General features: G+C 62.1%; 23 protein-coding genes. 12 read left to right on the forward strand and 11 right to left on the reverse strand.

Annotation, left to right across the window (positions count from 1 at the left end; genetic code table 11):
* Window positions 1–283: transposase (locus BLP82_RS25980; RefSeq protein WP_139197923.1), on the forward strand; the 283-nt coding region annotated here is incomplete at its 5' end.
* A 54-nt stretch (window positions 284–337) separates the two neighbouring features.
* On the opposite strand, the gene BLP82_RS25985 is transcribed toward BLP82_RS25980, so the two are convergent.
* The 7 genes from BLP82_RS25985 to BLP82_RS26015 all read right to left on the reverse strand — a co-directional run bounded on the left by BLP82_RS25985 (window position 338) and on the right by BLP82_RS26015 (window position 8,992).
* Window positions 338–904, reverse strand: coding sequence for a GNAT family N-acetyltransferase (locus BLP82_RS25985; RefSeq protein WP_092175074.1), 567 nt, complete (start codon window positions 902–904; stop codon window positions 338–340).
* Window positions 905–1,217: 313 nt separating this feature from the next.
* Window positions 1,218–1,988 carry an electron transfer flavoprotein subunit beta gene (locus BLP82_RS25990; RefSeq protein WP_092175078.1) on the reverse strand — a complete coding sequence of 257 codons (771 nt, stop codon included), beginning with the start codon at window positions 1,986–1,988 and terminating at the stop codon, window positions 1,218–1,220.
* 13 nt (window positions 1,989–2,001) lie between these two features.
* Window positions 2,002–3,222 carry an electron transfer flavoprotein subunit alpha gene (locus BLP82_RS25995; protein ID WP_092175082.1) on the reverse strand — a complete coding sequence of 407 codons (1,221 nt, stop codon included), beginning with the start codon at window positions 3,220–3,222 and terminating at the stop codon, window positions 2,002–2,004.
* Window positions 3,222–5,171, reverse strand: coding sequence for a dimethylglycine demethylation protein DgcB (gene dgcB, locus BLP82_RS26000; RefSeq protein ID WP_092175087.1), 1,950 nt, complete (start codon window positions 5,169–5,171; stop codon window positions 3,222–3,224). The genes BLP82_RS25995 and dgcB overlap by 1 nt, the downstream gene beginning before the upstream one ends.
* 157 nt (window positions 5,172–5,328) lie before the next feature.
* On the reverse strand, window positions 5,329–7,389 hold the full coding sequence (gene dgcA / locus BLP82_RS26005; RefSeq protein ID WP_092175091.1) for a dimethylglycine demethylation protein DgcA: 2,061 nt from the start codon (window positions 7,387–7,389) through the stop codon (window positions 5,329–5,331).
* 15 nt (window positions 7,390–7,404) lie between these two features.
* Complete coding sequence (locus BLP82_RS26010; protein WP_025215877.1) at window positions 7,405–7,935, reverse strand: DUF5943 domain-containing protein; 531 nt, start codon at window positions 7,933–7,935, stop codon at window positions 7,405–7,407.
* A gap of 79 nt (window positions 7,936–8,014) precedes the next feature.
* The gene (locus BLP82_RS26015) at window positions 8,015–8,992 is read right to left on the reverse strand and encodes a dipeptidase (RefSeq protein WP_030139307.1); all 978 of its coding nucleotides are present in this window, start codon (window positions 8,990–8,992) and stop codon (window positions 8,015–8,017) included.
* 235 nt (window positions 8,993–9,227) lie between these two features.
* On the opposite strand from BLP82_RS26015, the gene BLP82_RS26025 reads away from it, so the two are divergent.
* The 5 genes from BLP82_RS26025 to BLP82_RS26045 all read left to right on the forward strand — a co-directional run bounded on the left by BLP82_RS26025 (window position 9,228) and on the right by BLP82_RS26045 (window position 11,277).
* Window positions 9,228–9,629, forward strand: coding sequence for a lysozyme inhibitor LprI family protein (locus BLP82_RS26025; RefSeq protein WP_092175099.1), 402 nt, complete (start codon window positions 9,228–9,230; stop codon window positions 9,627–9,629).
* A gap of 102 nt (window positions 9,630–9,731) precedes the next feature.
* Window positions 9,732–9,986, forward strand: a complete 255-nt coding sequence (locus BLP82_RS26030) for a type II toxin-antitoxin system RelE family toxin (RefSeq protein ID WP_060740284.1) — start codon at window positions 9,732–9,734, stop codon at window positions 9,984–9,986.
* The gene (locus tag BLP82_RS26035) at window positions 9,970–10,293 is read left to right on the forward strand and encodes a helix-turn-helix domain-containing protein (protein WP_060740283.1); all 324 of its coding nucleotides are present in this window, start codon (window positions 9,970–9,972) and stop codon (window positions 10,291–10,293) included. Before BLP82_RS26030 ends, BLP82_RS26035 begins: the two co-directional genes overlap by 17 nt.
* 201 nt (window positions 10,294–10,494) lie before the next feature.
* Window positions 10,495–10,773: a hypothetical protein gene (locus BLP82_RS26040; protein WP_256576680.1), complete on the forward strand. Its 279-nt coding sequence runs from the start codon at window positions 10,495–10,497 to the stop codon at window positions 10,771–10,773.
* A gap of 87 nt (window positions 10,774–10,860) precedes the next feature.
* Entirely contained in the window at window positions 10,861–11,277 is a 417-nt protein-coding gene (locus BLP82_RS26045; protein ID WP_092175102.1) for a DUF3010 family protein, read from the forward strand.
* A 183-nt stretch (window positions 11,278–11,460) separates the two neighbouring features.
* On the opposite strand, the gene BLP82_RS26050 is transcribed toward BLP82_RS26045, so the two are convergent.
* Both BLP82_RS26050 and BLP82_RS26055 read right to left on the reverse strand, forming a co-directional pair.
* Complete coding sequence (locus BLP82_RS26050) at window positions 11,461–12,639, reverse strand: AAA family ATPase (protein WP_092175106.1); 1,179 nt, start codon at window positions 12,637–12,639, stop codon at window positions 11,461–11,463.
* Window positions 12,640–12,707: 68 nt separating this feature from the next.
* The gene (locus BLP82_RS26055; protein ID WP_072405838.1) at window positions 12,708–13,667 is read right to left on the reverse strand and encodes a GlxA family transcriptional regulator; all 960 of its coding nucleotides are present in this window, start codon (window positions 13,665–13,667) and stop codon (window positions 12,708–12,710) included.
* A 192-nt stretch (window positions 13,668–13,859) separates the two neighbouring features.
* Between BLP82_RS26055 and BLP82_RS26060 the strand changes: the two genes are divergently transcribed.
* The 6 genes from BLP82_RS26060 to BLP82_RS26085 all read left to right on the forward strand — a co-directional run bounded on the left by BLP82_RS26060 (window position 13,860) and on the right by BLP82_RS26085 (window position 19,321).
* On the forward strand, window positions 13,860–14,804 hold the full coding sequence (locus tag BLP82_RS26060) for a choline ABC transporter substrate-binding protein (RefSeq protein ID WP_072405839.1): 945 nt from the start codon (window positions 13,860–13,862) through the stop codon (window positions 14,802–14,804).
* A gap of 71 nt (window positions 14,805–14,875) precedes the next feature.
* On the forward strand, window positions 14,876–15,763 hold the full coding sequence (locus BLP82_RS26065) for a 3-dehydrocarnitine:acetyl-CoA trimethylamine transferase CdhC (protein ID WP_060740277.1): 888 nt from the start codon (window positions 14,876–14,878) through the stop codon (window positions 15,761–15,763).
* Window positions 15,764–15,945: 182 nt separating this feature from the next.
* Window positions 15,946–16,911, forward strand: coding sequence for an L-carnitine dehydrogenase (locus BLP82_RS26070; protein WP_092175109.1), 966 nt, complete (start codon window positions 15,946–15,948; stop codon window positions 16,909–16,911).
* A 162-nt stretch (window positions 16,912–17,073) separates the two neighbouring features.
* A complete protein-coding gene (locus tag BLP82_RS26075) occupies window positions 17,074–17,550 on the forward strand; it encodes a thioesterase family protein (protein WP_092175113.1) in 477 nt (158 codons plus the stop codon).
* Between the two features lie 19 nt (window positions 17,551–17,569).
* Window positions 17,570–18,733, forward strand: coding sequence for a gamma-butyrobetaine dioxygenase (locus BLP82_RS26080; protein WP_092175117.1), 1,164 nt, complete (start codon window positions 17,570–17,572; stop codon window positions 18,731–18,733).
* A 327-nt stretch (window positions 18,734–19,060) separates the two neighbouring features.
* Complete coding sequence (locus tag BLP82_RS26085) at window positions 19,061–19,321, forward strand: hypothetical protein (RefSeq protein WP_092175120.1); 261 nt, start codon at window positions 19,061–19,063, stop codon at window positions 19,319–19,321.
* A gap of 143 nt (window positions 19,322–19,464) precedes the next feature.
* On the opposite strand, the gene BLP82_RS26090 is transcribed toward BLP82_RS26085, so the two are convergent.
* On the reverse strand, window positions 19,465–20,568 hold the full coding sequence (locus BLP82_RS26090; RefSeq protein WP_060740272.1) for a choline metabolism transcriptional regulator GbdR: 1,104 nt from the start codon (window positions 20,566–20,568) through the stop codon (window positions 19,465–19,467).
* A 567-nt stretch (window positions 20,569–21,135) separates the two neighbouring features.
* Window positions 21,136–22,512: an L-serine ammonia-lyase gene (locus tag BLP82_RS26095; RefSeq protein WP_092175123.1), complete on the reverse strand. Its 1,377-nt coding sequence runs from the start codon at window positions 22,510–22,512 to the stop codon at window positions 21,136–21,138.
* Window positions 22,513–22,649: the final 137 nt, after the last annotated feature.

Consider the following 22,649-nt stretch of genomic DNA (forward strand, 5'->3'; position numbering starts at 1 on the left):
TGCCTTCATCGCTTTTCTGGGCCTAGACCTGCGTATATCGGACTCAGGGAAAAAGAAGGGACGCCGCTGCCTGTCTAAGCGAGGTGACCCAGAGGCCCGTCGATTGATGCATAACGCCGCGATGTCGGCGAGGCGCACAGCGGCATGGAAGGGTTTTTATGAGGCACTAAGGGCCCGGGGACTCAGCACAACCGAAGCATTAGTGGCACTGGCCCGCAAGCTTGCCCGAGTGGTATTCGCCCTGCTGAAGAACCAGAGCGAATACTTACCGAAAGGCATTTAGGGGGTAGCCCTGCACCATAGAATCTCCCACAGGGTTTCAGGGCCGCTGTACCGGCTACGGCCGATGCATGAGGTAGGCCGCGCCCGTTACTTGAATCAACGGATGCGGGACGACCTGACAGGTTTTGACGATGCCAAAGCCGTGACGCTCATAAAAACGCCGGGCGCCGGTATTCGCGGCGTAGTCGATCAGGCTCAGGCCCTTGAGTGCCAGTTGATCGGCACGCTGTTGCGCCAGTTCGAGGAAGCGAACGCCCAGCCCCTTGTTACGCCAGCCTTCATGCAGGGCCAAGCTTGAGATATAGAGGGTGTCGGGTACTTCCATGTCGGCGTAGGGCGCCAGGACCGGGTCTGTGACTGGGGCCGCCTGTGGATCATGACGCGTGACATAAGCGTGCATCATGCCGATGACCTGTCCGTTGGCCTGGGCGACAAGGCAGTTCTGGTAGGAAAAATCGACATTCTCCCGGGCATAACGCGCGGCGCCCACGTCAAGCAGATCCTGGCCAGGCTCCGCCAGCTGGCTCCAGATGTAATCCGACGCACCCTCCGAGGAAATCCGGAACAGACGGGCGATCTCCCGTGCATCCGTGGGCAAGGCCGGGCGAATTGCTACTTCCATTGATAGGACTCCATTGGCGATGAAACGACCCTTTTCACCCACAGGCTTGGGACGCGGCAACCCGCCAGGCCAGCGGTTTTATGGCCGGATGCTGCAGCAGGTCAGGCGGGTGTTTTGAGCGCAGGCCTGGATGGCCTGGTTTGCGGCGGGCCGAGCAGGTTATCCACAGAGGCGCACAGCAATGTTGGGCAAACACATGACCCCTGTGGGAGCGGGCTTGCTCGCGAATACGGTATGTCAGGCTGCATTTTCGTCGCTGACACACCGCCTTCGCGAGCAAGCCCGCTCCCACCGGAATTGAGGTGTCCTGGGTTTAGCGAACAACCCCTTCCTCAATCAACAGCTTGAGAATGGCCTCGGCCCCCGCTTCCGGGCTCACGCCCTTGAGCACTTGCCCGCCTCCGCCGCTGGCCTTGGCCGTGGCGGCTTTCATGCGGTCGGCGCCGCTCTTGGCCTTGATCACTTTCAAGCGCTTGGGGCGTGGCTTGGCCGGTTGCAGGGTCGCCACCGCCAGCAAGGTGTCGTCGATCACTTCGACTTCCTCGGCATGCAATGCCCCACGCCGGGCCGGACCGTAGGCGCTTTGCCGAGGTTTTGGCGCGGCGTTATCCACAGTGGCCAGGAATGGCAGGCGCACTTTCAGACGGCGCCGTTGGCCGCGGGGCAAGGCTTGCAGTACCAGGGCCACGCCGTTGTCGATGGACTCGACCTGGGCCAGCCCCACCACCAACGGCCAACCGAGGTTTTCCGCCAGCAGAAAGGGAAGCATGCCCGAGCCTTCACCGGTTTCCGCCTGGCTGCCGGCGAGCACCACTTGGGCGCCAGCGTCACGCAGGTAGTCGGTCAGGGCCGGCAGGGCGTCGGCCCCCTCGGGATTTTCCAGGACGTGGAGTTCATCCAGGCCCATGCCCAAGTAGGCGCGCAAGGCCGGTTCGGCCACATCACCGGCGTGCAGCACTTGCAAGTCGTTGCCGGCCAGTTGCAGGCCCAGTTCTACGGCCCGGGCGTCCTGTTCGGCGCGCCGGGGCCGACCGGAAGTGGGGTGCGCGCCAATGGACACGAGGCTGATCACTTGGGTACTCATCAACTTATCCTTCTTAAGCCGCATCGCGCTTGGCTTCGTTGCGGTAAGCCTCTACCGCCGCGATCAAGGCCTGGAGAATCGCCGCGCTGTCACCGATCACCGACAGGTCCGCCCGTTTGATCATGTCGCAGCCCGGGTCGAGGTTGATCGCCACCACCTTGTCGCAGGCACCGATGCCTTGCAGGTGCTGGATCGCCCCGGAAATCCCCACGGCCACATAGACCCGTGCCGTGACCCAGGTCCCGGACGCACCGACCTGGCGGTCGCGGGCCATGAAGCCGTCGTCCACAGCCACCCGGGAAGCGCCTTCGGTGGCGCCCAGGGCTGCGGCGGTCTGGTGGAACAGCGCCCAGTCCTTGACCCCGTTGCCGCCAGAGAAAATGAACTCGGCTTCTGCCATCGGGATCGCCCCCGGGTCCACCGCCACCGCACCGAGATCTTCGATTCGCGACAAGCTGCGGGCCACGCTTGTGGATAACTCCACGGGCAAGGCTTCGTGGCGGGTTTCGCTGACCGGTTCGGCGCATTCGGCCGCTGCCAGGATCAAGCGCGCCAATGGCCGGGCCAAGTCTTGCAGGCCCGCACCGGCGCGGCCAATGCACTCTTCGCCCTTGACCTGCCAGACCCGCGTGGCCGGGCGCTCGCCCAGGGCTGCGGCAAAACGCCGGCCCAATTCACCGCCACCGGTGCGGCTGTCGGGCAACAGCCAATGGCGTGGGTTGAATTGGTTATCCACAGCCCGCAGACCCTGGACCCGTTGTTCCGGTGCATAACCGCTGAAGGCCTCACCTTCCAGTACCAGCAAGCGGTCGACACCGGCCGTGGCGAAGGCGTTTTCCTTGTGCTCGCCGAAGACCACGGCCAGCACCGCGCCGTCCGTCCCCGCAAGCTGATGGGCCAGGCCCAGCAGATCGCGGTCGTGGCTGCTGAGGCGACCACCGACCATGTCCGGCACCACACTGATGTAGAACGCCGGTTGCGCTACTTGATGCAGCGGCAATTGCACTTCGGCCGCGGCGGTACGCTTGGTCGCGCCACCCTGCTGGGCACCGCTGCGGTCGATGCGCTTGATGCCGTTGGGGCCGATGAAACCGATGCCATGGACATTCTTGCGAATGACGCCGTTGGGGCCCATCCAGCTGTGCTGGACCGGCTGCATGGCCGCGTGCAGCGGGTGCAGGCGGTTGCGGGCGATCCACTCGGCGCGCGGGTCGCGGCGGATGATGTCGCTCATTAATGCACCTCCGCAGGTTCACGTTTGGCTGGGGCCACGGGCTTGCTCGGGGCTGCGTCTTCCAGCAGTGCGTCAGCCACCAGCTCGGCAATGTCCTTGATCATTGGCCGCGGTTCGACCACGCCTTCGAGCATCGCGGTGCACTGTGGACAACCCACCGCCACCAGCTCAGCGCCGGTTTCGCGAATGTCGTCCATGCGCATGTCAGGAATCCGCTGCTTGCCTGGAATGTCAGTGATCGGCGCACCGCCACCACCGCCGCAGCAACGCGAACGGAAACCGGAACGCTGCATCTCCTTGACCTCGATACCCAGCGCACGCAGCACCTGGCGCGGCGCCTCGTATTCGCCGTTGTAGCGGCCCAGGTAGCACGGGTCGTGATAGGTCACGCTGTCGCCCTTGTGCTGGCCAAGGTTCAGCGCACCGGCGTCGATGATCTCCGCCAGGTAGGTGCTGTGGTGCTGCACCAAATAGTTGCCATCGAAGGCGCCGTATTCGTTTTTCAGCACGTGGAAGCTGTGGGGGTCGCAGGTGACGATGCGGTTGAAGCTGTATTTGGCCAGGGTCTGGATGTTGCGTTTGGCCAATAGCTGGAACGTCGCTTCATCACCCAGGCGCCGGGCCACGTCGCCACTGTCGCGTTCTTCGAGACCGAGCACGGCAAAGTCGATTTTCGCCGCCTTCAGCACTTTGACGAAGGCGCGCAAGGTGCGCTGGTTGCGCATGTCGAAGGCACCGTCGCCGACCCAGAACAGCACGTCGGTGGATTTCTTCTCGCTGAGCAGGCTCAGGTTCAGGTCCGCCGCCCAGTTCATCCGCCCGCCCGGGGCAAAGCCGCCAGGGTTGTCGGTGGCAATGAGGTTTTCCAGCACCTCGGCGCCCTTGTTCGGCGTGGCGCCTTTTTCCAGGGTCAGGTGGCGGCGCATGTCGACGATGGCATCGACATGCTCGATCATCATCGGACATTCCTCGACGCACGCACGGCAGGTGGTGCAGGACCACAGGGTCTCGGCGTCTACCAGGCCGTTGACGATCGGCTGATGGGGATTGCCCGCATGCTCGCCCACAGGTTTGCCCGGGTATGGGCTGCCCGCGAATTTCGCATCGGTGCCGCCGGCCAGGCCGACGACCATATCCTGGATAAGTTTTTTCGGGTTCAACGGCTGGCCGGCCGCGAACGCCGGGCAGGCCGCCTCACACTTGCCGCACTGCACGCAGGCGTCGAAGCCCAGCAGTTGGTTCCAGGTGAAGTCCTTGGGTTTCTCCACGCCCAGTGGCGCGGCGGGATCGTTCAGGTCCAGCGGCTTGAGACCGGTGGAACGGCCGCCGCCAAAACGCTCGGCACGGCGGTGCCAGGCCAGGTGCAGGGCACCGGCGAAGGCGTGCTTCATCGGCCCGCCCCAGGTCATGCCGAAGAACAATTCCGACACACCCCACAGCACACCGACACCCAGGACCGCCGCCACCAGCCAACCGCCGAAGTTCTCCGGCAGGATGCCTGCCACCGGCAGGGTCACCAGGAAGAACGACGCCGAAAACGCCAGCAGGCTTTTCGGCAGGCGCATCCACGGGCCCTTGGACAAGCGGGCCGGCGGATTGCGCCGACGCAGGTAGACGAAGATCGCACCGACGAACATCACGGCCGACATCAACAGCAACGCATAGCCGAGGAAGCGGTTATGCAGGCCAAACCCGTGGACCAGGATCGCCAGCACTACCGACGCCACTGCACCACCGGCCGTGGCGACGTGGGTGTTGGCGATGTATTTGTCCCGCGCCACTACGTGGTGCAAATCCACCATGTAGCGCTTGGGCATGGCGAAAAGGCCACCGATCAGGTCGACCTTGGCCGGTCGTCCCCGGCGCCACATGTTCACCCGCCGCAAGGCGCCGAGGACCGCGAGGCCCAAAGCGGCGAACAGCAGGATAGGAAGAAGGGTGTTCAACATGGTGAAGCTCCCACCAATACATCTGGAGAAACGCCACTGATCGTTCCTCACGCTCTGCGTGGGAATGCCTCAATGGACGCTCCGCGTCCGCTTTGGGGACGCAGAGCGTCCCGGGCTGCATTCCCACGCAGAGCGTGGGAACGATCAGTTCAACGACCTAGAAATCCTTGCACAACCGCAGGGCGTCGTAGATGGCCGCGTGGGTATTACGCTGGGCCACGCAGTCACCGATGCGGAACAGCAGGTAGCCATCGCCGCTCTGCTCCAGGCACGGCTGAGGCTTGATCGCGAACAAGGCTTCGACGTCGATCTGGCCCTTGTTGCGCGAACCTTCCTTGAGCGCGTAGTAGATTTCTTCATCCGGCCGCACGCCGTTTTCCACCACCACCTGGTCCACCACGCGTTCTTCCTTGGCACCGGTGTATTCGTTCTCCAGCACCGCTACCAGCTTGTCGCCTTCGCGGTAGACCTTCTCCAGCATCATGTCCCCGGTCATGATCACTTCCTTGGGGTACATGCTGCGGTAGTACGTGGGGAACGAAGTACCGCCAATGGCCACGCCCGGCTTGATGTCGTCGGTGACGATCTCGACCTGGCTGCCCTTGTCGGCGAGGAAGTCGGCCACCGACATGCCGGTGAACTCGCAAATGGTGTCGTAGACCAGCACGTTCTTGCCCGGCGCGACCTTGCCGTCGAGCACGTCCCAGCTGCTGACCACCAGCCCTTCGGCGGCGCCCCAGTGTTCGTTCTGCTCCAGGTTCGGATGCCCGCCAACGGCCAGCACCACCACGTCCGGACGCAGGTCCATGATCGTCGCCGCGTCAGCCGCCACGCCCAGGCGCAGGTCGACTTTCAGCCGCGCCAGTTCCAGTTGGAACCAGCGAGTGATACCGGCGATCTGGTCCCGTTGCGGGGCTTTCGAGGCGGTGGTGATCTGCCCGCCGATGAATTCTTTCTTCTCGAACAGGGTCACCTCGTGCCCACGTTCGGCGGCCACACGCGCCGCTTCCATCCCGGCCGGGCCGGCACCGACGACAACCACTTTGCGCTTGGGCCCGGTGGACTTCTCGATGATGTGCGGCACGCCCATGTATTCACGGGACGTCGCGGCGTTCTGGATGCACAGCACGTCCAGGCCTTGGTACTGGCGGTCGATGCAGTAGTTGGCACCGACGCACTGCTTGATCTGGTCGATCTGGCCCATCTTGATCTTGGCGATCAGGTGCGGGTCGGCGATATGGGCACGGGTCATGCCGACCATGTCGACGTAACCGCCCTCCAGGATCCGCGTGGCCTGGTTCGGGTCCTTGATGTTCTGCGCGTGCAGCACAGGGACCTTGACCACTTCCTTGATACCGGCGGCCAAGTGCAGGAACGGCTCCGGTGGATAACTCATGTTCGGGATGACGTTGGCCAGGGTGTTGTGGGTGTCGCAACCCGAGCCCACCACGCCGATGAAATCCAGCATGCCGGTGTCGTCGTAGTACTTGGCGATCTGCTTCATGTCCTCGTGGGACAAGCCGTCCGGGTGGAACTCGTCGCCGCACAGGCGCATGCCCACGCAGAAATCGTCGCCCACTTCGGCGCGCACGGCCTTCAGCACTTCCAGGCCGAACTTCATGCGGCCTTCGAAGCTGCCGCCCCATTCGTCGGTACGCTTGTTGACCCGCGGGCTCCAGAACTGGTCGATCATGTGCTGGTGCACGGCGGACAGCTCGACGCCGTCCAGGCCACCGGCCTTGGCACGCCGTGCCGCCTGGGCGTAGTTGCCGATCACCCGCCAGATTTCTTCCGGCTCGATGGTCTTGCAGGTGGCACGGTGCACCGGCTCACGCACGCCGGACGGCGACATCAGGGTCGGCCAGTTGAAACCGTCCCAACGCGAGCGACGGCCCATGTGGGTAATCTGGATCATGATCTTGGCGCCATGCTTGTGCATGGCGTCGGCCAGGTTCTGGAAGTGCGGGATGATGCGGTCGGTGGACAGGTTCACCGAGCTCCACCATTCCTGCGGGCTGTCGATGGCAACCACCGACGAGCCACCGCAAATGGCCAGGCCGATGCCGCCCTTGGCCTTTTCTTCGTAATACTTGACGTACCGGTCGGTGGTCATGCCGCCGTCGGTGGCGTAGACCTCGGCGTGCGCGGTGCTGAGTACGCGGTTGCGGATGGTCAGTTTGCCGATCTGGATCGGCTGGAACATTGCTTCAAAAGCCATGGCGCGATCCTCGACTTACAACGGCTTGACGATGAACAGGCCGTCGTCGTGGCCTTCTTCGGAACCGCCATAGACCTGCTCGGCCACGGTGCGGATCGAACTGCCACGAGCGGCGAGGATCTGGTCCATGGCGCCGGCGAACCAACCGGTGAACATGTAGTCGACCTTGCGCCCGACCTTGCCGTACACATAGACGAACGCCGAGTGTTCGAGCTTGACGCTGGCGGTGCCTTTATCCAGGTCGATGTCCTGGATCTTGAACAGGCCCCAGCCACGCTGGGACAGGCGCTTCATGTAGTGCTCGAACACCGCGACGCCTTCCAGGCCGTGGCATTCGGCTTCTTTTTCACACCAGTGCCAGGCGGATTTGTAGCCGGCCTTGTAGAGAATCTCGGCGTAGGCGTCGGCGCCCAGCACTTCTTCGATGCCCATGTGGTTGTTGACGAAGAAGTGACGCGGTACGTACAGCATCGGCAGGGCGTCGGACGTCCAGATACCGGTTTCGCTGTCGACTTCGATAGGCAGTTGCGGGGCGATCTTGGCCATGAAAACTTGACTCCGGAAATTCGTGGTATTGCCTGCGGCGCAGAGGGCCGCAGGTAGAGGATTAGCGATGCGGCGGCGGTTATTCGCCCCAGACGTCTTTCAGCACGTTGACCCAGTTTTCACCCATGATCTTGCGTACCACCCGCTCAGGATGGCCGCGCTTGAGCAGCGTCTCGGTGAGGTTCGGGAACTCGCCCACGGTGCGGATGCCCAGGGGATTGATGATCTTGCCGAAGCTGGTCAGACGACGGGCGTAGCCCTTGTCGTGGGTCAGCATTTCGAAGAAATCCTGGCCGTGGCCCTGGGTGAAGTCGGTACCGATGCCGATGGCGTCCTCACCAACGATGTTCATGGTGTATTCGATGGCTTCGGCGTAGTCGTCGATGGTCGAATCGATGCCCTTGGCCAAAAACGGCGCGAACATGGTTACGCCGACGAAACCGCCGTGATCGGCGATGAACTTCAGTTCTTCATCGGACTTGTTGCGCGGGTGCTCTTTCAGGCCGGACGGCAGGCAGTGGGAATAGCACACAGGCTTCTTCGATTCGAGGATGACTTCTTCGGAGGTCTTGGAACCTACGTGGGACAGGTCGCACATGATGCCGACGCGGTTCATCTCGGCGACGATCTCGCGACCGAAACCCGACAGGCCGCCGTCGCGCTCGTAGCAACCGGTGCCGACCAGGTTCTGGGTGTTGTAGCACATCTGCACCACACCGACGCCGAGCTGCTTGAAGATCTCGACGTAGCCGAGCTGGTCTTCGAAGGCGTGGGCGTTCTGGAAGCCGAAGATGATGCCGGTCTTGCCCTGTTCCTTGGCGCGACGGATGTCGGCGGTGGTTTTCACCGGAATCACCAGGTCGCTGTTCTCACGGATCAGCTTCTGGCTGGCGACGATGTTATTGATGGTGGCCTGGAAACCTTCCCACACCGACACGGTGCAGTTGGCTGCGGTCAGGCCGCCCTTGCGCATGTCTTCGAACAGGTCGCGGTTCCACTTGGCAATGATCAGCCCGTCGATAACGATGCTGTCGGCGTGCAATTCGGCTGGGCTCATCAGGCAGTCCCCTTTTGTCAGCGATTCATGCGCCGAATCGTGTGCCGGCGCTTTGGGGCCAGCATATGCCTGAGGGCCGTCGCGACCCGGTGCAAAAACGACAGGGGAATTGCCGAAAGCGTCAATCCACGACAATGGGCTACGACAGGCCCGCCCTGCCCGTCTGTTCTTTACCCGACGGTTGCGCCAGAATCCGCCGCATCACTGGTTTTCACTGGACTTGAGCGGCAACGCGATGAAATCAATCTTCCTGGCTTTGGCACTGATCAGCACCCTGGCACACGCAACCGAAGACACCGAGCCCAATCCCTGCGACGAAGTTGAAAACGATGTCCAGACCCTGGCCTGCTCGGCCTATGGCAAAACCGCCGCCGAGCAATTGCTCAACGAAAACCTGCAGAGCCTCTTTGAGCGCCTGCAAACCCGCTACGCCAGCGACAAGGCCCAGCTCAACGACATCACCGCCAAGATCAAGGCCGCCCAACAACTGTGGCAAAAACAGCGCGACGCCGACTGCGCCATCGCCGCCTTCCCGGCCAAACCCGGCAGCGAAGCCTACAAAATCGCCGAAAACGACTGCATGGCCCAGGTGAGCGATGATCGGTCGGAGTTTTTGGAGTCGATTGGGCAGGAGTAAAGAGTTATCCACGGAGCAATATCCAGACATCGTTCACTCGTTGGCCCCGGAAAGAATATAAGTCAGGATTCGCAAATCTTATAAAAGACTTATATTCTTTCCATGAACACTATCCACTGGACCAGAAAAGCCGTTAAGCAGCTTCTGAAATTGCACTCAGCCCATCAGGCCCAAGTTCGGGATGCCGTTACGGCGCTCGCCCAGATGCCTGACGTGGTCAACGTCAAAGCGCTTGTCGGTCATGACTATGCGTACCGCCTGCGGGTAGGCAACTACCGAGTCATGTTCGATTGGGACGGGGCGATCAAGGTCGTCAGCATTCAAGAGGTCAAGAAACGCGATGAACGCACCTACTGATATTCAGATCATCAACGATGCAGACGGAAACCCGGCATTTGTGGTCATTCCGTACGCGCAATACGTTGCGCAAAAACTGGAGCCCGATCTGATTCCTCATGAAGTGGTCAGCCGTATCGTCGACGGCGCTACGCCTATCCGCGCCTGGCGCGAACACTTGAATCTGACTCAGGATGAAGTCGCCAGGCGCCTGGGTATTTCTCAGTCGGCGTTTGCCCAACAGGAATCGGTCGCAAAGCCTCGCCGGGCTACCCGAGAGAAAATTGCCGCTGCCTTTGGTATCCATGCTGATCAGTTGGAACTGTAGGCCTACGGGGGATATCCCAACAGACATTAGGCTTCGGATACTGTTAACTCTGACAGTATCCGAAGCGAAAGGAGGGGCTTAGGATCAGCTCATGACAGGCACTCACGTTAGTCGGTGTTATTGCCTATCAAGGGATTTTCATATGCTCTCTCTTACCGCCTTGCCTTTATATGGGTTAGCTATTTTCAGGCACAAAATGAAATGATCGATATCACCACCACCCGCGCCGTGGCCCATGAAACCCACCCACCGCTGGTCATCTACCTGATGCTGGTGACCATGGCCCTGATCAGCGCCCTGCTGATCGGCTATGGCATGGCCGGTGCAAAGCGGCGCAACTGGCTGCACAGCCTGGGTTACGCGGCGGTCATGGTCTGCGTGCTGTATGTGATCCTGGACTTCGAATACCCCCGCTTTGGCGTGATCCGAGTCGATTACTTCGACAAGATCATGCTCGACCTGCGCCAAAGCATGAACTGAGTGGGCCGCAGATGAAAAAATCAGAGCGGCGTTCCAGACCAAGATGGATAAACTGCAATTCCACACCTCCAGGCATCAAGGGTTCCAATGATCATTTGCGGCATCGAAATCAAAGGCAGCGAAGCGATCATCGCCGTTGCCTCGCTGGAACAGCAGACGCTGACCCACATCGCCCTGAATACCAAGAAAATCGCCCTGGACGACGATGACGACGCCGCCAACGTCAAGGCGTTTGCCGCTCAGGTACGGGCGTTCGTGGCTGAACATGGCATCGAACGCATCGCCATCAAGAAGCGCAGCAAGAAAGGCGAGTTCGCCGGCGGACCGACCACGTTCAAGATTGAAGGGGTTTTCCAGTTGCTGGAAGGCTGCGAGGTGACACTGCTGTCACCGCAGACCCTCAACGCGCAGCACAAGAAACATGACTTCGCCTTGCCGGCGACGCTGAACAAGTATCAGCACGAGGCGTACAAGGCGGCATGCTCGGCGTTGGTAAAGAAGTAAGCTGCCAACCCATACTTGATGTGGCGAGGGGATTTATCCCCGCTGGGGCGCGAAGCGGCCCTGAAACCTGGTAACTGGGTCTCTCATATAGCTTGAATCGCTATTATCGGGGCTGCTGCGCAGCCCAGCGGGGATAAATCCCCTCGCCACAAGTCTTTGTTCGACAGTTCATTGGAGGTGGCATCAGTCTTTCTGCTTGCGATACCCCTTCAACCAATCCGCAAACGCCTTGTCCTCCAGTGCATAACCACCACGATTGGACTTCCACACCAGTTCCTTGTCACGCAGCGCGTCGATGCAGGATTGGATGGTCTGGGTGCCTGGCACGACTTCGCTCCCCATGCTCCTGAGCACCTTGCCCACGGCGTCCAGCGTTGAATCGGTGAAGGGCGCAAAGGGTTCGTTGTTTTGCGAGCGCTCGGCCATGACCTGCAGCACTGCTCGTTGCGGCACCGTCAAGGCGTTCCAGGCACTTTCAAACTCGGTCCAGACGCCAGCACGGAGCATTTGCGCGCTGTTGCGCAGCAATTCGCCCAAGTGGCTCGCCTCACCCAGTTCCAAGGCAATTTCGCCAATGACGCTGCGCAGCATTTCAGGGCGGCGCCCTACCAACTCGAAGGCCTGGTCCAAGTCATCGGCATTGAACTGATTGGTTTGGGCCAGATGCGCGTTCAAATGGGCAGCGTAGGCTTTGGTGAACTCTTTACCCAGCAATGGGAACGAGGTGATGCTGGATCCGTAGAACGGTTGGTTACGGCTGAGTACCAAGTGCGCGAGTTTGTCGCGATTGGAGCCGGTGAACACCAGGCGCAGGCCGCTGGTATCACCCTCGCGCCCTTGGTTGAGTTGGTCGCGGGCAGCCTTGAGGGCGAACATGGCGTTGACCCCGGCCTCGGTGGTCAACGCATGCTGGGCTTCGTCGATCACCAGCACCACGGTTTTACCGGCCGCACTGTGCAACAACTCCAGCGCCTGGGTCAGCGTCGCCCCTTCGGGCAGTTGCGGCAGGCTGAAATCCCAGGACAACGTGCGCAAGAAGCTGAGTTTGTCGATGCCCATGGATTTGGCCAGCTTGCGGATCCCCTTTTCATAAGGCACCAATGCCCCGGTGATTGCCGAAGCGATCAGGTCGGCAGGGTCTTTCTCCTTGTTGGCCCACAGGTCGACGTAGACCGCGAGCCAGCCGCGGGTTTCGCACTCGGGAATCAAGTCTTCACGCAGGAACGTACTTTTTCCGGTACGTCTCGGAGCGGCCAGGAACAGGCCTGAGGTGTAATCCTGGATCCCGGCGCCGACCAGCCCATCGACAATATTGCGGGCCAGATCAGGGCGCCGGAATACAAAACCGGGGTGCTTGGACATGGTTTTATACTCAATTATGGCGACAGGTATAATTTATAGTCGCGAGTATAATTGAGTATAAAAGCCTGTCAAACCACCTCCCGCCCATCCCCCTGCCGCCGTCGATCCTCCCGCGGACAACGCGCGAACCGTGCCCGGTAACTGCGGGTGAAGTACGACGGTGACTCAAAGCCGCAGGCGATGCTCACTTCCAGTACGCTCATGTCGGTCTGGCGCAGCAGTTGCCGGGCCTTCTCCAGGCGCAGGCGCAAGTAGAAGTTGCTCGGGGTGTCGTTCAGGTGCAGGCGGAACAGGCGTTCGAGCTGCCGGCGGGTGACGTTGATCGACTCGGCCAGGGCCAAGGTGCTCAGGGGCGGTTCGCTGTGGGTTTCCATCTCGCCGATGACGTGCACCAGCTTCTTGTTGCGAATGCCATAGCGGCTGGCGATTTCCATGCGCTGGTGATCTTTGCGCGGGCGGATGCGGCCGAGCACGAACTGTTCGCTGACCTGGATCGCCAGCTCCGAACCATGGGCCTGGCCGATCAGGTCGAGCATCAGGTCGATGGACGCGGTGCCACCGGCGCAAGTGATGCGGCGACGGTCGATTTCAAACAGTTCCTGAGTCACGCCAAGCTGCGGATAAGACTCCTTGAACGCCTCGATCGCTTCCCAGTGCAAGGTCACGCGATGCCCTTCCAGCAGCCCCGCCTCGGCCAGGACAACACTGCCGGTGTCGATGCCGCCCAGGATCACGCCTTCGTTGTCCAACCTATGCAGCCAGCGCTCCAGGGCCGGGGTGGCGAACTTCAGTGGCTCGAACCCCGCCACCACCCAAAGAGTCGCGCCCTTCTTCAACGGCTCCAGAGCGGCATCGGCGTTGACCGACATGCCATTGCTCGCCAGCACCGCCCCGCCATCGACGCTCAACACATGCCAGCGATACAGCTCGCCACGAAAACGATTGGCGACCCGCAACGGCTCGATGGCCGAGATGAAACCGATGGCCGAAAAGCCCGGCATCAACAAGAAGTAGAAATCCTGGGACATGAAGCGCACTCGGTCGACGGGTAGCGTGCGGACCTTGATACGCCAGTTGCAAGCGTCGTTCAAGAGCGCAGGTCGCTGCAGTGCAAGAGCACGTCGCCGCTGTGCGTTTTGCCGCGCTTCGGGCTGCGTAACTTGGCATCACCGGCGCACAGACACCGGGCCCCATAACAATAAGCTGCCGAGGAACCCGACATGAAACGACTGATCAGCTCCTGCGTTCTTGCACTCAGCGGTACCACCTTAATGAATGGCGCCGTCATGGCCGCTGAACCCGCCGCGTGCCAGAACGTGCGCCTGGGCGTGGTCAACTGGACCGACGTCATCGCCACCAGCGCCCTGACCCAAGTGATGCTCGACGGCCTCGGCTACACGACCAAGCAGACCAGCGCCTCCCAGCAAATCATCTTCGCCGGCATTCGTGACCAACGCCTGGACCTGTTCCTGGGCTACTGGAACCCGCTGATGACCCAGACCATCACCCCATTCGTCGAAGCCAAGCAGGTCAAGGTCCTGGAACAACCCAGCCTCAAGGACGCCCGCGCCACCCTGGCCGTGCCGACCTACCTGGCCGACAAGGGCCTGAAGACCTTCGCCGACATCGCCAAATTCGAAAAAGAGTTGGGGGGCAAGATCTACGGCATCGAACCCGGCTCCGGCGCCAACACCCAGATCAAGGCGATGATCGCCAAGAACCAGTTCGGCCTGGGCAAATTCCAACTGGTGGAGTCCAGCGAAGCCGGCATGCTCGCCGCCGTGGACCGCGCCGTACGGCGCAAGGAAGCCGTGGTGTTCTTCGGCTGGGCGCCGCATCCGATGAACGTCAACGTGCAAATGACCTACCTCACCGGCAGCGACGACGCCCTCGGCCCGAACGAAGGCATGGCCACCGTCTGGACCGTCACCGCGCCGAACTACGCCGAGCAATGCCCGAACGTCGGTCGCTTGCTGAGCAACCTGACCTTCACCGCCGAAGACGAGAGCCGGATGATGCAGCCGCTGCTCGATCACAAGGATCCGCTCGAATCGGCCCGGCAATGGCTCAAGGATCATCCGCAAGACAAGCAGCGCTGGCTCGAAGGTGTAACCACCTTCGACGGCAAGCCGGCCGCCGACAACCTGAAACTCACCAGCAACTGACCAACCGTTCTCCCTCTGCGCAGCACCACACGGCTGCGCGGTGACTCACCACGCCTGAAGGAATCCGCACCATGAACCACGACGTCATCATCACCTGCGCACTCACCGGTGCTGGCGACACGACCGCCAAGAGCCCTCACGTGCCGGTCACCCCGAAACAGATCGCCGCCGCAGCCGTCGAAGCCGCCAAGGCCGGTGCTACCGTGGTCCACTGCCACGTCCGCGACCCGCAGACCGGCAAGTTCAGCCGCGACGTGGCGCTGTACCGCGAGGTGATGGAGCGCATCCGTGAGGCGGACGTGGACATCATCGTCAACCTCACCGCCGGCATGGGCGGTGACCTGGAAATCGGTGCGGGCGAACGACCGATGGAATTCGGCCCCAACACCGACCTGGTGGGGCCGCTGACCCGCCTGGCCCACGTCGAAGAGCTGCTACCGGAAATCTGCACGCTGGATTGCGGCACCCTGAACTTCGGCGACGGCGACACCATTTACGTCTCCACCCCGGCGCAACTGCGGGCCGGGGCCAAGCGGATCACCGAGCTGGGGGTCAAGGCCGAGCTGGAAATCTTCGATACCGGGCACCTGTGGTTCGCCAAGCAACTGATCAAGGAAGGCCTGCTGGACAACCCGCTGTTCCAGCTCTGCCTGGGCATCCCATGGGGCGCGCCGGCCGACACCACCACCATGAAGGCCATGGTCGACAACCTGCCCGCCGACGCGGTGTGGGCGGGCTTCGGCATCGGTCGCATGCAAATGCCGATGGCCGCCCAGGCGGTGCTGCTGGGGGGCAACGTGCGGGTCGGGCTGGAAGACAACCTCTGGCTGGACAAAGGCGTGCTCGCCACCAACGGCCAGTTGGTGGAGCGCGCTGGCGAAATCCTCAGCCGCCTCGGGGCGCGCGTGCTCACCCCGGCTGAAGGTCGCAAGAAAATGGGCCTGGCCCAGCGCGGCTGAACCGAACGCGCACATTGGATCTGCAGTGACTGCAGATCTCAAGACCACCCAAGATCAAGTGTGGGAGCGAGCTTGCTCGCGATAGCGTCGGCGCCTCCAGTGCATTTGCTGCGCCTGGAATACCGTCATCGCGAGCAAGCTCGCTCCCACAGGGAATCAGCGAATTACTCAGGACAATCACCATGAGCTTTATCACCGACATCAAGACCTTCGCCGCCCTGGGCAGCGGCGTGATCGGCAGCGGCTGGGTCAGCCGCGCCCTGGCCCATGGCCTCGACGTTGTCGCCTGGGACCCGGCGCCGGGTGCCGAGGCGACACTGCGCAAACGCGTCGCCAACGCTTGGGGCGCGCTGGAAAAACAAGGCCTGGCCCCTGGCGCCTCGCAGGATCGGCTGCGCTTTGTCGCGACCATTGAAGAATGCGTGCGCGACGCCGATTTCATCCAGGAAAGCGCCCCCGAGCGCCTGGAACTGAAGCTCGAATTGCACGGCCAGATCAGCGCAGCCGCCAAGCCGAATGCATTGATCGGCTCCAGCACTTCGGGGCTGTTGCCCAGCGAGTTCTACGAAGGTTGCACTCACCCCGAACGCTGCGTGGTCGGACACCCGTTCAACCCGGTCTACCTGTTGCCGCTGGTGGAAGTGGTGGGTGGCAAAAATACCGCCCCCGAAGCCGTGCAAGCGGCAATGCAGGTGTACGAATCCCTCGGCATGCGGCCGCTGCACGTACGCAAGGAAGTACCCGGCTTCATCGCCGACCGCCTGCTCGAAGCACTGTGGCGCGAAGCCCTGCACCTGGTCAACGACGGCGTCGCCACCACCGGGGAAATCGACGATGCCATCCGTTTTGGCGCCGGCCTGCGCTGGTCATTCATGGGCACGTTCCTGACCTACACCCTGGCCGGAGGCGATGCCGGCATGCGGCACTTCATGGCTCAGTTCGGTCCAGCGCTGCAACTGCCCTGGACCTACCTGCCAGCGCCGGAGCTGACCGAGAAGCTGATCGATGATGTGGTGGACGGCACGAGGGAGCAACTGGGCAGCCACAGCATCTCGGCCCTGGAGCGCTATCGTGATGATTGCCTGCTGGCGGTGCTGGAGGCGGTGAAGACCACCAAGGCCAAGCATGGAATGGCTTTCGAAGAGTAAACCCTGGTTTTGGGGCCAGCAGGCCTGGCCCCATCGCGAGCAAGCTCGCTCCCACAAGGATTTCGCGGTGTGAACGCTCTTTATTTCCCCAGAAGATCCCTGTGGGAGCGAGCTTGCTCGCGATAGCGCCAACCCAGTCACCCCAATTGTCGGACCTGAATCATGCCCACCCTCACCACCTACCAAACCCGCATCCTCCCCGAATGGGTCGACTACAACGGCCATCTGCGCGATGCCTTCTACCTGCTGATCTTCAGCTACGCCACCGACGCGCTGATGGACCGGCTCGGCCTGGACAGCCAGAACCGCGAAGCCAGCGGTCACTCGCTGTTCACCCTCGAGCTGCACCTCAACTACCTGCACGAAGTGAAGCTCGGGGCCGAGGTGCAAGTGCACACGCAGATCATCGGCCACGACGCCAAACGCCTGCACCTCTACCACAGCCTGCATCTGGTTGGTGGGGATAAAGAACTGGCCGGCAATGAACAGATGCTCCTGCACGTCGACCTGGCCGGCCCGCGCTCGGCGCCCTTCACGGAGCAGACCCTATCCCGGCTCGACGCCCTGCTGGACGAGCAAGCCGACCTGCCGCCCCCAGCCTACATCGGCCGGGTCATCGCCCTGCCCCCCGCCCGGTAAGCCTCCCACAGGAGATCGCATGAACACCGCCGCCGCTTTTGCCGACTTCCGCCGTTATCCCCTGATCTTCGCGTTGACCGCCGCAACCCCCTTGGCCGACCGGGTGCAAGTCACATGGGCCGATGGCCGGACCAGCCCCTTTCATCACCCATGGTTACGGGACAACTGCCCTTGCCCCCAATGCGTCTACAGCGTCACCCGCGAGCAGGTGCTGGAAATCGTCGATGTCGCTGAGGACATGGCCCCCGGCGCGATTCGCCTCGACGACGAAGGCTGCCTATGCGTGGACTGGCAGGACGGCCACCAGAGCCGTTTTGACCCGGGCTGGTTGCGCGCCCATGCCTACGATGACCAATCCCGGGCCGAGCGCCTGGCGAACAAGCTCCGGCGCCAGCTGTGGCGGCACGACCTGCCACTGCCGGTGTTCGATTATCCGGCGCTGATGGACGATACCGACGCGTTGCTGCGATGGTTGCTGGCGTTGCGCGACATCGGCTTGACCCAAGTGCGCGGCGTGCCCACCGAACCCGGTTCGCTGAAACGGGTGGCCCAACGCATCGCCTTCATCCGCGAGAGCAACTTCGGCGTGCTGTTCAACGTGCAGTCCAAGGCCGATGCCGACAGCAACGCCTACACCGCTTTCAACCTGCCGCTGCACACCGACCTGCCGACCCGGGAGTTGCAGCCGGGGCTGCAGTTCTTGCATTGCCTGGTGAATGACGCCGACGGTGGCGAGAGCATTTTTGTCGACGGTTTTGCCATTGCCGAAACCCTGCGCCAGGAAGACCCCGAGGCCTTCGACGCCCTGTGCCGGATTCCGGTGGAATTTCGCAACAAGGACCGCCGCAGCGACTACCGCTGCCTGGCGCCGATCATCGCCCTGGACGCCCTCGGAGAAGTCTCGGAGATCCGCATGGCGAACTTCCTGCGTGGGCCATTCGACACCTCGGTCGAGCAGATGCCCAAACTTTACCGTGCCTACCGCCGCTTCATCGCCCTGACCCGCGAGCCACGCTTTCGCTTGGTGCAGCGCCTCGAACCCGGCCAGCTCTGGTGCTTTGACAACCGCCGCACCCTTCACGCGCGCAACGCCTTCGATCCCGCCTCCGGGGCCCGGCATTTCCAGGGGTGCTATGTGGATCGGGATGAGTTGTTGTCGCGGATTCTGGTGTTGCAGAGGTAGACCGCGTCATCGTTCATCGCGAGCTTGCTCGCGATAGCGTCCTGACGAACAACCCATCACTCCCTGATTGTCACAGACAAAAAAATCCCCGATCAAGCCGTGACAGGATCGGGGCAGGTTGCGTTACTGGAGGAGCTGTTGCGCGAGGGTGACCAAACCATCGTGATTCAGCTTGGGGCCAGTGTGCCCAGTCCAGGCCTGGGCAAGTTAACCGAAAACGACGCCTCCATAGTCATTCGTGACATTGCGACCATTTGCCCTTGCCGCCGCTTCGGGTGGCTACCAGAATCGAGACACGACCCCAATCCCTGAACAAGGAAAAGCGTCATGATGCACGCCGATTTGATCGACCAGGAAGACCTGCTGGGCCATCTCAAGGCCCTGGGACTGCAAATACCCAGCGGCTCCACTGCCGAGCAGGCATGCGAATGCGCTGTGCGGGGTTTGGACCAGGCCCGCGCCAATGAACTGCGGCGGATGGTCAAGGACATGTACACCAGCAGCGCCACCATCCTGCCGGCCGTGCGCCAGGCAATCGACAAGCAGCTGTTGCCGGCGCTGATGAATTACCAGCAAAACCACAGCTGATCCTGGTCCCTGTAGGAGCTGGCGAAGCCTGCGATCTTCTAATCTTTCACTTGGGACTCAAATGTCTGGAGAAAGATCGCAGCCTCGCTTCGCTCGGCAGCTCCTACACAGCGCCTGCAGGCCCTGCGGGGGCAAGCTCCCTTCTAGAGCCTCACACTGGCGAACGTCGATTCATTACGCGCCTGGCTCAGCGCCGACAGCGGCCCGGACAATGGCGACAGCACCAACGCCTGCGGCAGCGGCATCATCGCCACCTGTTGCGTGGTGTTGGAACCGACGCGCTCGTCCCGCGGCGGAATGCCGAAGTATTCGCGGTAGCACTTGGAGAAGTGCGGGGTGGAAACGAAGCCGCACACCGAGGCCACCTCGATGATCGACATCGGCGTCTGCTTGAGCAGTTGCCGCGCACGAATGAGCCGCAGCTTGAGGTAGTAGCGCGACGGTGAGCAGTGCAGGTATTTCTGGAACAACCGCTCCAGCTGACGCCGGGACACGGCGACGTACACCGCCAGTTCGTCCAGATCGATCGGTTCTTCGAGGTTGGCCTCCATCAACGCCACGATTTCCTGCAACTTCGGCTGGTTGGTGCCAAGCATGTGCTTGAGCGGCACACGCTGGTGATCCTGCTCGTTGCGGATACGCTCGTAGACAAACATTTCAGAGATCGCCGCCGACAGCTCGCGACCGTGATCGCGACTGATCAGGTGCAGCATCATGTCCAGCGGCGCGGTGCCACCGGAGCTGGTGAAGCGGTTGCGGTCGAGGGTGAACAGGCGGGTACTCATCGATACCCGCGGGAACGCTTCCTGCATCGCCGCCAGGCATTCCCAGTGCACGCTGCAATCGAAACCGTCCAACAGGCCGGCGCAGGCCAGGGCCCAACTGCCGGTGCAGACCGCGCCGAGGCGACGGGACTGGCGGGCCTGGCTCTGCAACCACGACACGTGTTCACGGGTCACGGTGCGCTGGATGCCAATACCACCACAGACAATGACGGTGTCCAGGGGCGGCGCCTTGTGCATGGAGGCGTCGGGGGTGATCTGCAAACCGTCGCTGGCCCAGACCTGGCCACCATCGACCGTGAGGGTGGTCCAGCGATACAGCTCGCGACCGGATAGCTGGTTGGCCATGCGTAGCGGTTCCACCGCGGACGCCAGGGAAATCAGCGTGAAATTGTCCAGCAGCAAAAAGCCGATGGATTGAGGCGCACGGTTCTGGGGTTGGGCCCCGGAGTTGGACGTCGTCATCGCGGTATCTCCTCACACAAAGCGGGTGATGGCCTCAGGCGGAGGCTCTTGTTATTGCCACGTTCTCTTGCGCGAGACAGGGCTTTATCGGGATAGAGCAATTGCCATGCCTAAAATTGAATGTGTGTTCAATAAATCCTGAAAACGACATCGCGGCCTGTCTATATAAGGCGTGCATCGAGTCCAGGTTTTAGGCGCCGTCAATGGCGGCAGGTACCGACCACAGAAGGCTGTGAGCAGTTCGGTAGCACTTGTGGGAACTGGGCTGCGCGGCTTGCGCAAGGAGTAGCACCACAGGTGCGGGTGACGGACGGTCGAGCGCGATTGAGCGGCTGGCTCGACAACGGGGGCCTTGTCTGTTTGCGACGCGCTAAAAGGTGGCGCTTTTGCGAATGGGTGTTCATTTTACGAGCAACTTGAGGTCCTTGTGGCGAGGGGATTTATCCCCGCTGGGCTGCGAAGCAGCCCTAAACTCAAACGCCTCGGTGTATCAGAAAGACCGTAGGGGGCCGCTGCGCGGCCCAGCGGGGATAAATCCCCTCGCTACAGTGAATGAGCAACCTCAGGTCAGCACTCCACCGCACTGACCGCCAAGCCGCCGCGCGAGGTTTCTTTATATTTGTCATGCATGTCGGCACCGGTGTCACGCATGGTGCGGATCACCCGGTCCAGGGAGATGAAATGCTGGCCGTCCCCGCGCAGGGCCATTTGTGCGGCGTTGATGGCCTTGACCGCGGCGATCGCATTGCGCTCGATGCACGGCACCTGCACCAGGCCGCCCACCGGGTCGCAGGTCAGGCCGAGGTTGTGTTCCAGGCCGATTTCCGCCGCGTTGCACAGTTGCTCCGGCGTGGCCCCGAGGATTTCCGCCAGGCCCGCCGCCGCCATGGCGCAAGCCGATCCCACCTCGCCCTGGCAACCGACCTCGGCGCCGGAGATCGATGCGTTCTTTTTGCACAGGATCCCGATGGCCGCCGCAGCGAGGAAATAATCCACGACGTTGGCGTCGGTGACCGCTTCGCTGAATTTCATGAAGTAGTGCAGCACCGCCGGGATGATCCCCGCCGCACCGTTGGTCGGCGCCGTGACCATGCGTCCGCCGGCCGCGTTCTCCTCGTTGACCGCCAGGGCGAACAGGTTGACCCACTCCATGGCGCTGAGGGTCGAGCCGATGACATTGGGCTTGTTCAGCTCTTGCAGGCTGCGGTGCAACTTGGCCGCCCGCCGACGCACATTCAAACCGCCCGGCAGGATGCCTTCGTGCTTGAGGCCCTGCTCGACGCAATCCTGCATGGCCCGCCACAGCTTCATCAGGCCACTGCGGATCTCTTCTTCGGACCGCCAGACCTTTTCGTTGGCCAGCATCAACTCGGCTACCCGCAAGTTGTGGGTACGGCACAGCTCAAGCAACTCTTCGGCGCTGGAGAAATCGTAAGGCAGCTCAGTGTTGTCCAGATCCACCACGCCGCTGGAGGCCTGGGCCTGATCGACGACAAAACCACCGCCAACCGAGTAATAAGTGTCACGGTGCAACTCGCCGCCGGCGCCCTCGGCCACCAGCGTCATCGCATTGGGATGGAATGGCAGGTTCTCGTCGATCAGGCGCATGTCCCGGGACCATACGAACGGCACCGGCAGGCGACCGTCGAGCAACAGGGTCTGGGTTTCACGCAGCAGCTCGATGCGCGGGCCGATCTGCGACGGGTCGATTGCGTCCGGCCACTCCCCCATCAGGCCCATGATCACGGCGTTGTCGCTGCCGTGGCCGATGCCGGTGGCCGACAGCGAACCGAACAATTGCACCTCGACCCGGCGCACATCATTGAGCAGGGCCTTTGCCTTCAGCGCTTCAACGAACAGCGCCGCGGCACGCATGGGGCCCACGGTGTGGGAACTGGACGGGCCGATACCGATTTTGAACAAGTCGAAAACGCTGATTGCCATTGCCGATAACCTCCAGAACAGGCACATCCGGGCGCAGGAGCGTCCGGTGACGGAGCTGCTACGCTCAACGCCGGGATGGCCGCATCATCCGGTTTTTGCCTTGGCGCCCGACGTCTGACACCGACGCAATCATGCCC

The organism is Pseudomonas sp. NFACC37-1 (assembly GCF_900101575.1).
Classification (GTDB): Bacteria; Pseudomonadota; Gammaproteobacteria; order Pseudomonadales; family Pseudomonadaceae; genus Aquipseudomonas; species Aquipseudomonas fluorescens_AA.

Bases quoted from the DNA above. Each gene is read 5' to 3' on its own strand.
- BLP82_RS25985 (WP_092175074.1), bottom strand. From the start codon at position 904: ATGGAAGTAGCAATTCGCCCGGCCTTGCCCACGGATGCACGGGAGATC.
- BLP82_RS25990 (WP_092175078.1), bottom strand. From the start codon at position 1,988: ATGAGTACCCAAGTGATCAGCCTCGTGTCCATTGGCGCGCACCCCACT.
- BLP82_RS25995 (WP_092175082.1), bottom strand. From the start codon at position 3,222: ATGAGCGACATCATCCGCCGCGACCCGCGCGCCGAGTGGATCGCCCGC.
- dgcB (WP_092175087.1), bottom strand. From the start codon at position 5,171: ATGTTGAACACCCTTCTTCCTATCCTGCTGTTCGCCGCTTTGGGCCTC.
- dgcA (WP_092175091.1), bottom strand. From the start codon at position 7,389: ATGGCTTTTGAAGCAATGTTCCAGCCGATCCAGATCGGCAAACTGACC.
- BLP82_RS26010 (WP_025215877.1), bottom strand. From the start codon at position 7,935: ATGGCCAAGATCGCCCCGCAACTGCCTATCGAAGTCGACAGCGAAACC.
- BLP82_RS26015 (WP_030139307.1), bottom strand. From the start codon at position 8,992: ATGAGCCCAGCCGAATTGCACGCCGACAGCATCGTTATCGACGGGCTG.
- BLP82_RS26025 (WP_092175099.1), top strand. From the start codon at position 9,228: ATGAAATCAATCTTCCTGGCTTTGGCACTGATCAGCACCCTGGCACAC.
- BLP82_RS26030 (WP_060740284.1), top strand. From the start codon at position 9,732: ATGAACACTATCCACTGGACCAGAAAAGCCGTTAAGCAGCTTCTGAAA.
- BLP82_RS26035 (WP_060740283.1), top strand. From the start codon at position 9,970: ATGAACGCACCTACTGATATTCAGATCATCAACGATGCAGACGGAAAC.
- BLP82_RS26040 (WP_256576680.1), top strand. From the start codon at position 10,495: ATGATCGATATCACCACCACCCGCGCCGTGGCCCATGAAACCCACCCA.
- BLP82_RS26045 (WP_092175102.1), top strand. From the start codon at position 10,861: ATGATCATTTGCGGCATCGAAATCAAAGGCAGCGAAGCGATCATCGCC.
- BLP82_RS26050 (WP_092175106.1), bottom strand. From the start codon at position 12,639: ATGTCCAAGCACCCCGGTTTTGTATTCCGGCGCCCTGATCTGGCCCGC.
- BLP82_RS26055 (WP_072405838.1), bottom strand. From the start codon at position 13,667: ATGTCCCAGGATTTCTACTTCTTGTTGATGCCGGGCTTTTCGGCCATC.
- BLP82_RS26060 (WP_072405839.1), top strand. From the start codon at position 13,860: ATGAAACGACTGATCAGCTCCTGCGTTCTTGCACTCAGCGGTACCACC.
- BLP82_RS26065 (WP_060740277.1), top strand. From the start codon at position 14,876: ATGAACCACGACGTCATCATCACCTGCGCACTCACCGGTGCTGGCGAC.
- BLP82_RS26070 (WP_092175109.1), top strand. From the start codon at position 15,946: ATGAGCTTTATCACCGACATCAAGACCTTCGCCGCCCTGGGCAGCGGC.
- BLP82_RS26075 (WP_092175113.1), top strand. From the start codon at position 17,074: ATGCCCACCCTCACCACCTACCAAACCCGCATCCTCCCCGAATGGGTC.
- BLP82_RS26080 (WP_092175117.1), top strand. From the start codon at position 17,570: ATGAACACCGCCGCCGCTTTTGCCGACTTCCGCCGTTATCCCCTGATC.
- BLP82_RS26085 (WP_092175120.1), top strand. From the start codon at position 19,061: ATGATGCACGCCGATTTGATCGACCAGGAAGACCTGCTGGGCCATCTC.
- BLP82_RS26090 (WP_060740272.1), bottom strand. From the start codon at position 20,568: ATGACGACGTCCAACTCCGGGGCCCAACCCCAGAACCGTGCGCCTCAA.
- BLP82_RS26095 (WP_092175123.1), bottom strand. From the start codon at position 22,512: ATGGCAATCAGCGTTTTCGACTTGTTCAAAATCGGTATCGGCCCGTCC.